Raw genomic sequence first — 11,049 nt, 5'->3', positions numbered from 1 at the left:
GCGCAGGCTGAACCGGGAAAAGAGATCCTCGTTCGAATTGTCTCCATGCTGGTCGGATTGATCCGTAGCACATCCCCTGATCGTGTGCATGAGCCGGGAGCCGTCTACGAGCCGGATCGGCAAAGGGCGGGGGATTAAGATTACGATTACGATTAGGAATTAACGACCTCATCAGAACTGCCATGCGCCCGGGCGGGCAATCCCCTTGGATTTATGTTTGACATACCGTTCAGAATCGGCGATTGTATGCGCGTGCTGAAGGGTTTTTCGGCGTTTCTCTTAAGGAAAGACGGATTATGATGAACAAATGCGTATGGATGGTTGCGGCCTGTGCGGTTGTCGTTTCGACGGTCACCGGTTGCAAGGACGAAGAGAAGTCGGCACAACTGGCTGGCGGCAAAACGCCTGTTGAGGTGGCCAGCATCGGTGAATCCGATGCACTTACCGATAACGAGCCTGTGGTGTCTTCTGCGGCAGATCCTGCCAAGGTGGTGGCTCGTGTTGGCACGTTCGATATCAAGCAGGCTGACGTGAACCAGATCATCGACCGCCAGATCGCCCAGTACGGCGACCGGGTTCCCGCGCAATTCCAGGCGCAGATGCGTGCCGAGATGCAGACACGAGCCATTGAAGGGCTGATCGCGCAGCGGTTGGTGCGCGACGAGATCGCCCGCCAGAAAATCACGGTGAGTGACGACGAAATGGGGAAACGGATTGATGAAATTTCAAAAGCACTCGAATCTCAGGGGAAGACGATCGATTCCGAACTGAAACTGCGCGGCATGGACATGAGTGGGCTGAAGGAGGACCTCACGGAGGGGATTCAGTTTGAAAAGATCGTGGAGGCATCGATGGGTGGCGCTCAGCCTGAAATCAAGGATGCCGACGCTCTGGCGTTTTACAACGAAAAGAAAACCCAGTATTTCTCGACCGAAGCGCAGGTGCAGGCGAGCCACATCTTGATTACGCCGGAACCCAAGGACGACGCCGGCTGGGCTGCGGCCAAGAATAAGATCGATGGCCTCGCCAAGGAATTGGCTGACGGAGGCGACTTTGCCGCATTGGCAAAAGCACACTCAGCGTGCCCGAGCAAGGAAAAGGGTGGCGATCTCGGGTCTTTCGGCCGCGGGCAGATGGTGCCAGAATTTGATGCGGCCGCATTTACGCAGGATCTGAATGTGGTCGGCGCACCTGTCAAGACCGAGTTCGGCTATCATCTGATCAAGGTGACCGCCAAGACGCCCGCAAGCGATGTCCCCTTCGCAGAGGTGAAGGAAAAGATTATCGAGTCGCTCAAGAACACGGCCAAGGCGAAAGCATACGAAACCTTCATCGAAGGTTTGAAGGCGAAAGCCGACATCACTCTGGTGGATTAGCAGGCTCTGTGGGCGCCGGGGCCTTCATGGGCGCCGGCGCTCTTGGCTGTGGTTTACATCGCTGTTTTTCCGATGTTGTCCCACGGCCAGATGCGTGACACGTCGGCCAGTCTGCCCGATCTGTCAAAGGCGACGCCTTCATCGAGCAGCAGGCGTCGTTTGTGTCCGGCTGCAGCTCCAGTCACCGCGTGGTTGAATCCACCCGCAGACAGCGTGCCCGTGATCACGCGATGACACGGCACATCAGGAGCGAACGGGTTGGCGCCGAGCGCCTGCCCGACCGCCCGAGACGAGCGGCATCCAATTCGGTGCGCGAGCCGTCCGTACGTGGTGACCCGTCCTGGTGGCACCTCCAATAGCGCCTCATACACACGCCTCTGAAAAGGCGTCACCCGGCTCCAATCGATTTGCATGGATGGCCCCTCTCCCGTCACGGCCCGCATCGGACCCGCCATAACCCGGCAAGCTCATCGATATAGTGATCGAGGTATTCCGGAGCGACGGCGGCCAGGTGGGGCATTCGGTACAGGTTGGGTGTCTGTAGCAGCGGCGAATCGGCGGGCACTGGCTCGCGGCTGAAGACATCGAGGCAGGCGGCGCGCATCCGTCCCTCGCGCAGCGCCCGCGACAAGGCGTCCTCATCGACCGCATTGCCGCGCCCAACGTTGTAGAGAACCGCCTGCGGAGGCATCAGCGCCAGTCTTTCAGCGTCCATCAGACGGTCAGTCTCAAAGCTACGCGGCAACACGAGGATCACATGATCGGCATCCGCCAGCTCCGCATTCAGGTGTGAGACGGGGAGAATGCGATCCTCCGGTCCCATCCAGAATGGCCTGGGGTCGGCCTCTGGGGTGCGCCGAATGCCTGTCACGCGAATACCAAACGGTTTCAGGAGTCGTCCCACCCATTCGCCAATCCGACCGAAGCCAATGATCACGGCATGCGTCCCGCGTACGCTCCTCAGGCGGGGTGCGAGGGCCTCGCGCGGCCAGATTTCACCCAACGTCTGCCGCCTGATACCCTCCATCAGTCCGCGGCTTTCACCCAGCACCATGGCCACCACGGTCTCGGCGATGAGGGTTCCATGGAACGTTCCGTAGGTCACCCGGATCCCCGGTCGGAGTGTCAACTGGAAATAATCATGCCCTGCCGCTGGCGTGGCCAGCCACTGAAGGCGGGGCGCGGCGTCGATCCACGCCTGACGGAAACGCCAGGCTATCCCCATCTCGGCGTCGGCCAGCCCACGCGCGAACGCATCCTCGGCGTCATACACCGTCACCGTCGCGCCCGGTAGCACCCGCCGCAATCGATCAGCCTGCGCGGCTGTCAGCGCGAATGCGGGAACGGCCGAACGCAACCAGACCGCAACCCGCCGAGGCCTTGTTTGCGCGACGGCATCCGAATTCATGGGCGCTCCATTTACCAAAACCGCCACCACCCGCCCTTTTTATTCTTCGCCTTCTCGCGCCGTGCGAGCGCATCATCCATCGCCATTTGTTGAAAGGGCTGCATCCGCCTGCTGGCGGATGTTACCGGATCGAGCAGTTGCTCCTGACCCAGGAACGTCACCCCTGCTTCCTCGGATTTGATCTGCGTCTTGACAAACACGTCGGGGGTGACGCGATGCACAATAGACAGCATCCCGTCGGGTGCGATATCCACTGTGGGCGCGGTGGTCCGCAGCACGGGCCCGAGGCTGTAGGTGCGCCAGATGCGAGTTTCCGGGTCATCCTTGATCTCCAGAAACAGCTCTTCCATCTGATTGCGCACCCAGTAGACGACCCTCATCTTCCGCTGGATCGGCGGCTGGCCGGGGAACACTTGGGACACACGGGCCAGCTCAAGACCGGGGACGATATCAAATGCCTTGGGGGACGATTCATAGCGTGTCCCGTCATGAATCGTCATCAGGCGAACGAGATAGCGTCCCGGATCACGCACCGGAAAGAAACGGGTAATTTCGACACGACCCTCCCAGACAGCGGTCGCCGGAAGGGTCATCTCGGCCATTACGGCCTTCGCGTCAAATGGTTCGATCGAATCCTGTTCGTGTCCCCGCGTGATGCGCAGCGTCAAATGCGACTCCGCCAGCCCGTCTCGGACCTCAAACGCCCGAGTCGTCCGGTTGTGTATGCGGATATCGGCCACAATCGGCTCGCCCGCCAGGTAAACCGTGTTGGGCGTACGGATCAGAAGTCCCATCTCCTGCGCGCTGCACCCGAGTGCAGCCCCGAGTATCCACGCACCTATTCCGGCCATCCTTCGTGCCATCCTACGCCCCCTCTCCACATCTGTTTGACTACACATCAGACACCCGTCCGTCGTAACTGACATCGACGCCGGCCGGCAGTTCAGACCGCAGCGTTTCATGATCCAGATCATGGCACAGGTGGATCAAGAAGGCGCGCGGCGCGCCGATCCGGCGCAGGCAGTCCAGCGACTCGTCCACGGTGAAATGCGTGGCGTGCGGCACATAGCGGAGGGCGTCCAGCACCATCAGATCAACTCCGCGCAGCGCCTCCACCGATTCCTCGGGCATGTGGTGACAATCGGGAACAATGCCCACCGCGCGCCCCCCCCAGTCAAACCGGAAACCGCACACCTGACCCTCGCCATGCGCCACCGGAATCGGCCGCACCCGCACATCGCCCACCATGAACGGCGCAGCGATTTCGCAAAACTTGGCCAGAGGCCTGTAAATCCCGGGCCTGCGTACCGTTTCCACATAGTTAAAGATCCGCCGGATTTCAGCCAGCGTCTCGCTTTGCGCATACACGGGGATCGCCTCTCCCTGCATCGTGTTGAAGCGGCGGATGTCGTCAAAACCGAAGACGTGATCGGCATGCGCGTGGGTGAACACGACCGCATCAATCCGGGGCACCTGAAACGTCAGCGCCTGTTCACGAAAATCGGGCGGGGTATCCACCAAGATTCGCGTCTCTCCAGCCGAAACATAAACGCTCGTCCGTCTCCGCCGGTTGCGGGGGTCAGCGGAATGGCAGACGGGACAGCGGCACCCAATCATTGGAATACCGACCGATGTGCCTGTTCCCAAAAACTGAATGTTAAAATCGCTTCCGGCCATGGTGTTTCCATTCGTCTCCAGAGAAGGGTGATAGTATAAGGCTTTCCATCGCGAAAACAAAGCGTTGGTTTCGCGCGGCTGATCGTTCGCAGGTGATCGTTCGCAGGGTTGACAACGGCTATTCATCCAAACTATAGTGTCTGGCAATCTATTTTGTGCGCTCCTTATGAATGTTCCATCCATCTTGATTGTCTCCATCGGCCTGATCTCAGGGGCGGCGCGGGCACAGATCCAGACTGCGGCTTCCAGCTCGGCGTCCTCCGCGACCAACGACTATTTTGCCTCCTACGGCATGATCTCCGTGGACTCCGATGAGACGGCTGAGGCACTGCAAGAACTGGTCGGATCGCGCGTCAAGCTCATCTATTACAAGCCCACTAACAAGCTTCTGGTCTACGGCCCTTCAGATGCTCATCGGCTCCTGCGGGAGGCGTTGCGCGGCCTGAACGCACCGCGACGCAACGTCCGGATCGACGTCTCCTTTGACGAGCAGCGCGACACCTCCGAAACGGAGGCATCGCTTCGCGGTTCCGGCCGCGTGGGGGTCACTCGCGCCGGGGTCGACGGCACCGTTCACATCACACCGCGGGTTGAGTCGCGCACGACCGCCACCACCGCGCAGACTCGCCAGCAGCTTCTGGTGCAGAGCGGCTCCGAAGCGTCGTTGCGGGTCGGTGAGACCGTTCCGTTCGTCGACGAGCTGATCGTTCTGGGCCGCCGTTACGGCTACATCTCCCATGAGGTGACGCTCCGTAACGCGGGGGCTTCACTGGACGTACGCGCCCGCGTCATCGGTGACGGACCCGAAGTACAGCTCACGCTGACGCCCGAACTCTCTGGGGTGTCCAGCGGCCGGTCGCAGCGGATCCGTTACACGCAACTGGCGACCACGTTGACCGTGTCTGACGGCGAGACCACCGCGCTCGCCTCATTCGGAGAGAACACCGACTTTTACAGGCTTTTCCTGGCGGGGATCGGCCGTACCCGTGATGCCTCGTCCATGCAGATCACGCTCCGAGTTACGATTGAGTCGCCGACCGGCTCCCCGGCGCCGGCAGGCGCGAGGTAGCCGCGACTTTCAGCTTTCAACTTTCAGCTTTCAACTTTCAGCTTTTAATCCTGGAGCCCCATGCCCAACTACGAATACGAAGCGTCAGACCCTGCTCGCTCCTGCCCGGCGTGCCTCAAAGGGATCGAGCATTTTCAGTCTCTCGATGCGCCACGGCTGACCGCCTGCCCGGAGTGCGGCGCGCCGATCCGCAAGCGGTTTTCCATACCGGCTATCGGCCGATCCCAAACCTCGCTGGATCAGCGTGCCAAGAATGCGGGATTCAGCAAGTTGAAGAAACTCGGCAAAGGTGAATACGAGAAACAGTACTGATCCCGCACCAAAGGCCTGCCATGGGAAAACCATTTGTCCATCTCCACGTCCACACCACCTTCTCGTTCCTAGATGGTGCCTGCCACGTCAAACCTCTGGTGAAGCGCGCCAAGGAGTTGGGCATGCCCGCCGTGGCCATGACCGATCATGGCGTCATGTACGGGATGATCGATTTCTACAAGGCCTGCCAGGACGAGGGCATCAAGCCCATCATCGGCTGTGAGATCTACATCAACGCCAGCAAACCGCGAACCGACCGCGATCCGCACACCCCCTATTGCCACCTCGTCCTGCTGGCCGAGACCGACGAAGGCTACCAGAATCTCTCGCGCATCAACACCATCGCCCAGCTCGAGGGCTTTTATTACAAGCCTCGCATTGACAAGGAAACCCTCCGAAAATACGCACGGGGTTTGATCGGGCTCTCCGCCTGCCTTCACGGTGAAGTCAACATGCCGCTGGCCGAGCAGCATCTTGGCGTGGCCGAAGCCGCTGCCCGCGAATACGCCGACATCTTCGGCCCCGGCAATTTTTTTCTGGAGATGCAGGACCATGGCATCCCCGAACAAAAGATCGTGAATGCGGGCGTCCGGGAATTGCGGCGCCGCACGGGCCTCCCCGCCGTGATCACCAACGACGTCCACTATCTCTACGAGAGCCACGCCGAGGCTCACGAGGTGATGCTCTGCATCCAGACGTCCACGACGATGAGCGATCCCAAGCGCATGCGCTATGCGACCAACCAGTTCTATTTCAAGACGCGCGAGGAGCTTGAGCGGCTGTTTCCAAACGACGCCGACGCTCTGGATGCCACCGCCTCCATCGCCGAGCGCTGCCACGCCACGATTCCCCTCGGCAACTTGGCCAGCCACTTCCCTGCCTACGACATCCCCCGCGGCTTCGCCACCCCCAAGGACTATCTCGCACACCTCGGCCGCGAAGGGATGCGGCAGATTTACGGTATCGCCGACTTTGACCACCCCAGAGACGAGCGCGAGCGGATGCTGATCGACCGGTTCAATTACGAGGTCGGCGTCATCGAAAAGACGAACTTTATCAGTTACTTCCTCGTGGTCGCCGATTTCGTCCAGTGGTCCCGCCTCCACGGCGTGCCTGTCGGTCCCGGCCGCGGCTCGGGCGCCGGCTCCATTCTCTCCTATGCCCTCGGCATCACGCAGATCGACCCGATTCGCTTTGACCTCATCTTCGAGCGCTTCCTGAACCCCGAGCGCGTCTCTCCGCCTGATTTCGACATCGACTTCTGCCAGGCCCGCCGGGAACGGGTCATCACGTATGTCCGCGAGAAATACGGAAAAGATCGCGTGGCGCAGATCGTCACATTCGGCCAGCTCGGCGCCAAGACCGTCATTCGCGACGTTGCGCGTGTCCTCGAAATCCCGCTCGACAAGGCGAGCACGTTCTCCAAGCTGATTCCCGAAGATCCGAAGATGACCCTCGCCAAGGCCAAAACCGACAACCCACAATTCGACGCCCTCTGCCAAACCGACCCCGACCTGCGCCGGATCATGAAATATGCCGAGGTGCTGGAAGGGCTTTATCGCGGAGCTGGCGTCCATGCCGCCGGCGTGGTGATCGGAGACAAGCCGCTGATCGACATCGTTCCCCTCGCCCGCGACAAGGAAGGCGCGCCCGTAACCCAATACGCCAAGGAGCCGATCGAGGCGTGCGGCCTGCTGAAAATGGACTTCCTCGGCCTCAAGACCCTCACCGTCCTTCACGAATGCCTTGCCCTCGTGCACGATCTCCACGGCCTCTCGATCGACTTGGCGACCCTTCCTCTGGACGACGCCGAAACCTTCGCTCTGTTCCAACGGGCTGACACGATTGGCGTTTTTCAACTCGAGTCTGCGGGCATGCGCCGCATTCTGGCCGACCTGCAACCGGCCTGCATCGGCGAGATCATCGCCATCCTCGCCCTCTACCGTCCGGGCCCCATGGACATGATCCCGGCCTTCATCAGGCGCAAGCGGGGCGAGGAGCCCATCGTTTACGACCATCCCCTCCTGGAGCCGATCCTCAAGGAGACCTATGGCGTCATGGTCTACCAGGAGCAGGTGCAGCGTGCCGCCCATGTCCTCGCCGGCTATTCGCTCGGGCAGGCCGATGTGCTCCGGCGCGTCATGAGCCGGAAGAAAAAGGAGGATATGGCTAGGGAACGGGCGCGCTTTATTGACGGCTGCGCCACAACCGACGGCATCCCCGAGGAACAGGCGGGGCAGATCTTCGACAACATCGAAAAGTTCGCTGGCTACGGTTTCAACAAGGCTCATGCCGCAGCCTATGGCATCATCACCTATCAGACGGCCTACTTGAAGGCGCACTACCCGGCCGAATACATGTGCGCTCAAATCTCCTCCGAAATCGGCAATTTTGATAAGCTTCCCGGCTTTGTCGGCGCGGCGGAAGCCATGGGCATGACCATCCTCACCCCCTGCATCAATCGCTCGGCCTCGCGATTCATGCCGGAGAAAAGCGCCGACGGCAAAGATGCCATCCGCTACGGTCTGGGCGGCATCAAGAGCGTCGGCGAGATGGCCGCCGAAGCGGTCATCGCAGAACGCACGCGCAGCGGTCCCTTCAAGTCGCTCGTCGACTTCTGCACGCGCGTGAGCACCGCCGCCGTCAACAAGCGGGTGCTGGAGGCGCTCATCCGCACCGGGGCTATGGACTGCCTGGGGATGCACCGCGGCCGCCTGCTCGCCGGGATCGACACCGCGCTGGCACGGGCCGCCGACAAGATCCGCGAGCGCGCGAGCGGACAAGGCAACCTCTTTGCCGCTCTGGGCGACACCGCAACGGGGCAGGACGTGGCACTCGGCGACGACCTGCCCGATGCGCCGCCTCTCGCCAGCAAGACCATGCTGGCCGCCGAGCGTGAACTGCTCGGCATCTACATCTCCGGACATCCGCTTGACCGTTTCCGCCCGCTGATGCGCGATTTTCAAACCACTACGCTCAGCCTTCTGGACGGCATCCCCGAAGGCAAGGAAGCCCGTGTCGCGGGTCTCGCATCATCGGTGCAGAAGCGCATCTCGCAAAAGACCAAGGAGCCGTGGGCGATCATTCAGATGCAAGACGGCGAGACCCTGGTCGAGGCGCTGGCCTATCCCGAAACGTATCGTGACTTCGAGGCCGCCTGCCAGCCCGATCAGCCGCTATTGATCTGCGGCGTTACCAAGAAGCGCGACAATCAGAGTCAGATTATCGCCCGCGAGATCTACCTGCTGAGCGATGCGCCGGGCGTATTTGCGGAGAAAATTCTGGCTCTGATTCGGGTGAACACGGAAACTGATCAGACGCTCGAGCGCTTCCAAGCGCTAGTAAAGGCCCACCCTGGCAAGACGCCGCTGCTGATGTGCCTGCGTTACCCGGCGGGTCACAAGGTCGTGGTCGGGGCTGGCCCCACGGTCAGTGTCGCACCAACCGCTGAGTTTGTCGCCGAGGCCGAAAAACTGCTTGGCCGCAACTCCGTCCGTTTCAGCCCCCGTCCCGATGTCTTTAAAAACCCGCCCCGGCGACGCTACAACCGCCCCGGCGGGGCTCTTTAACCGCATCCCGGACAGGGTGCCGCAATGATCTTCTTGGTCATGCCTATCGTCTCCGGCCAACAACTTTGCTGACAGCCAAGAAGCGCCGACCCCGACGCCGATGGTGCCATCTCCAAAATGAGAATTGCTGGCGTTCCGTCCGGGCGCATCCCCGTTTCGGTACTTTCCCAGCAGCGCGGGCGTCCCGCCCGCACTCCCATCAAGAACGCATAAAGTCAACGAAACAGGGATGCGCCCGTTCTGTCTGGACTGCCGATTCCGAACTCGACGCCGCTGGGTGTATTCGTCCATAATGTACCTATTTCAAGTTGAGATCAGTCGTGAAGCGGACCTATCGGCACATTTCCTGCTGTCTCGATAACAGATGCGAAGTGGCGAATATTTTTGTGGCGGAACTGGCGTGACGCATGCCTTGCGTCTGGCGCTGCTGCTCGCATGCGGGATCGCCGCACAGGGATTGGCGAGCGACCGCGTGATGCCGATGCTCCTGGATCGGCCCTCAGGGAACAATCCGCAGCACGTAGTGCTGTCTTGCCGGATGCAACTTCCGCAGATTCCCGCAGAGGCGGTCTGGATGGCGCAGAACCCATCCGACTGGTTGGACGCTGATCGGCTACGCTTCAGCGTCGTCTGGCCGGAAAGCGGTCCGACGAACATTCAGGCGCTGGTCTGGTTGATAGATCGTGACGACCGCTGGTACCAATTTCTCCTTGAGACGAACCTCGCGTCTGGAACCAGGTCCTACGAGGTTCCCCTCGCTCAAACCGCAGTGGGCTGGCAAGGCGTGGGTCATGCCGCGCCTTGGCATTTTCGCACCCGGCTCAATCCCAAGCAGGCGGGGGTACGTATTTTTGGCAACGAATCTTTCACGGGAAACTGCGTTCTCGTGTCGGCAGATCTGGTTGCTTCGGAACAAGATCCGGGAAAGCCCGTCATCACCAATCTGCGGCCCAACGCGCGCACCGTCCCCCGCCGCGGCCTCTTCGAGTTGCGATTCGATCTGTCCGACCGCTATGCCGACCCCTTTGATCCTGGGGTGGTGGATGTGACGGCGGATTTTGCCGCTCCAGACGGATCGATCACCCGTGTGTCTGGTTTCTACTATCAAGACCACTACCGCACCGTCAATACGGTGGAGGAACGTATCGAGCCCCAGGGCCGCCCGGAATGGCGGGTCCGCTACGCCCCTGCCACCAACGGGGAGCATTCCGTCACCCTCCGCGTGCGCGACCGCTGGGGCGAGGACACCGCCGCCCCGCTTTCATTCACGGTTCGTGAGCCCGAAAATCCGTCTTCATTCATTCGCGTCTCGGCCGCCGACCCCCGCTATTTCGAGACCGAAGACGGCGCTTTCTTCTATCCAATCGGGCACAATATCCGCTCCCCATTTGACACCCGCATGGATGATCAGTTCCCCTGGCGCTTCCGCCATCCGACCGGATCATCCGCCTATAAAGACTATTTTGCAGACATGCACAAGGTGGGCGAAAACTTTGTTGAGATCTGGATGAGCGCCTGGTCGCTCGGCATCGAATGGAGCCCGGTCATTCGCGGCTACCACGGCGCGGGCGATTACCGGTTGGACAACGCATGGGATCTGGACCGCGTCCTCGAATGGGCGCGCGCCTCCGGCATCCG

Annotated in this window: 9 protein-coding genes; 5 read left to right on the top strand and 4 right to left on the bottom strand. The window is 60.9% G+C overall.

Translation table 11 applies throughout. The features are described from left to right. Positions 1-296 precede the first annotated feature (296 nt). A complete protein-coding gene (locus FJ222_09850; GenBank protein MBM4164724.1) occupies positions 297-1,376 on the top strand; it encodes a hypothetical protein in 1,080 nt (359 codons plus the stop codon). Positions 1,377-1,429: 53 nt separating this feature from the next. On the opposite strand, the gene FJ222_09845 is transcribed toward FJ222_09850, so the two are convergent. From FJ222_09845 to FJ222_09830, 4 genes are read right to left on the bottom strand one after another with little or no spacing between them, the layout of a single operon-like run. Beyond that, positions 1,430-1,831, bottom strand: coding sequence for an MGMT family protein (locus FJ222_09845; GenBank protein ID MBM4164723.1), 402 nt, complete (start codon positions 1,829-1,831; stop codon positions 1,430-1,432). Continuing rightward, positions 1,807-2,784, bottom strand: a complete 978-nt coding sequence (locus tag FJ222_09840; GenBank protein MBM4164722.1) for a hydroxyacid dehydrogenase — start codon at positions 2,782-2,784, stop codon at positions 1,807-1,809. The genes FJ222_09845 and FJ222_09840 overlap by 25 nt, the downstream gene beginning before the upstream one ends. Positions 2,785-2,795: 11 nt before the next feature. Further along, entirely contained in the window at positions 2,796-3,647 is an 852-nt protein-coding gene (locus FJ222_09835; protein MBM4164721.1) for a hypothetical protein, read from the bottom strand. 28 nt (positions 3,648-3,675) lie between these two features. After that, positions 3,676-4,659 (bottom strand): MBL fold metallo-hydrolase, encoded by a 984-nt coding sequence (locus FJ222_09830; GenBank protein MBM4164720.1) that lies wholly within the window; start codon positions 4,657-4,659, stop codon positions 3,676-3,678. On the opposite strand from FJ222_09830, the gene FJ222_09825 reads away from it, so the two are divergent. From FJ222_09825 to FJ222_09810, 4 genes are all read left to right on the top strand, one after another. After that, positions 4,628-5,530, top strand: a complete 903-nt coding sequence (locus FJ222_09825) for a type II and III secretion system protein (GenBank protein MBM4164719.1) — start codon at positions 4,628-4,630, stop codon at positions 5,528-5,530. The two genes, FJ222_09830 and FJ222_09825, sit on opposite strands and share 32 nt — an antisense overlap. A gap of 60 nt (positions 5,531-5,590) precedes the next feature. Beyond that, the gene (locus FJ222_09820; protein MBM4164718.1) at positions 5,591-5,842 is read left to right on the top strand and encodes a hypothetical protein; all 252 of its coding nucleotides are present in this window, start codon (positions 5,591-5,593) and stop codon (positions 5,840-5,842) included. Between the two features lie 20 nt (positions 5,843-5,862). Next, positions 5,863-9,411 (top strand): DNA polymerase III subunit alpha, encoded by a 3,549-nt coding sequence (gene dnaE, locus FJ222_09815; protein MBM4164717.1) that lies wholly within the window; start codon positions 5,863-5,865, stop codon positions 9,409-9,411. Positions 9,412-9,775: 364 nt separating this feature from the next. Beyond that, positions 9,776-11,049, top strand: a 1,274-nt coding sequence (locus FJ222_09810) for a DUF5060 domain-containing protein (GenBank protein MBM4164716.1), incomplete at its 3' end; no start/stop codon positions are given.

This window comes from Lentisphaerota bacterium, assembly GCA_016873675.1.
GTDB lineage: Bacteria > Verrucomicrobiota > Kiritimatiellia > RFP12 > JAAYNR01 > VGWG01.
This window is presented reverse-complemented; position numbering and strand designations above follow the sequence as displayed.

Excerpts from the sequence above, each read along its gene's own strand:
- FJ222_09840 (MBM4164722.1), bottom strand. The coding sequence starts at position 2,784 with ATGAATTCGGATGCCGTCGCGCAAACAAGGCCTCGGCGGGTTGCGGTC.
- FJ222_09825 (MBM4164719.1), top strand. The coding sequence starts at position 4,628 with ATGAATGTTCCATCCATCTTGATTGTCTCCATCGGCCTGATCTCAGGG.
- dnaE (MBM4164717.1), top strand. The coding sequence starts at position 5,863 with ATGGGAAAACCATTTGTCCATCTCCACGTCCACACCACCTTCTCGTTC.
- FJ222_09820 (MBM4164718.1), top strand. The coding sequence starts at position 5,591 with ATGCCCAACTACGAATACGAAGCGTCAGACCCTGCTCGCTCCTGCCCG.
- FJ222_09835 (MBM4164721.1), bottom strand. The coding sequence starts at position 3,647 with ATGGCACGAAGGATGGCCGGAATAGGTGCGTGGATACTCGGGGCTGCA.
- FJ222_09845 (MBM4164723.1), bottom strand. The coding sequence starts at position 1,831 with ATGGCGGGTCCGATGCGGGCCGTGACGGGAGAGGGGCCATCCATGCAA.
- FJ222_09830 (MBM4164720.1), bottom strand. The coding sequence starts at position 4,659 with ATGGAGACAATCAAGATGGATGGAACATTCATAAGGAGCGCACAAAAT.
- FJ222_09850 (MBM4164724.1), top strand. The coding sequence starts at position 297 with ATGATGAACAAATGCGTATGGATGGTTGCGGCCTGTGCGGTTGTCGTT.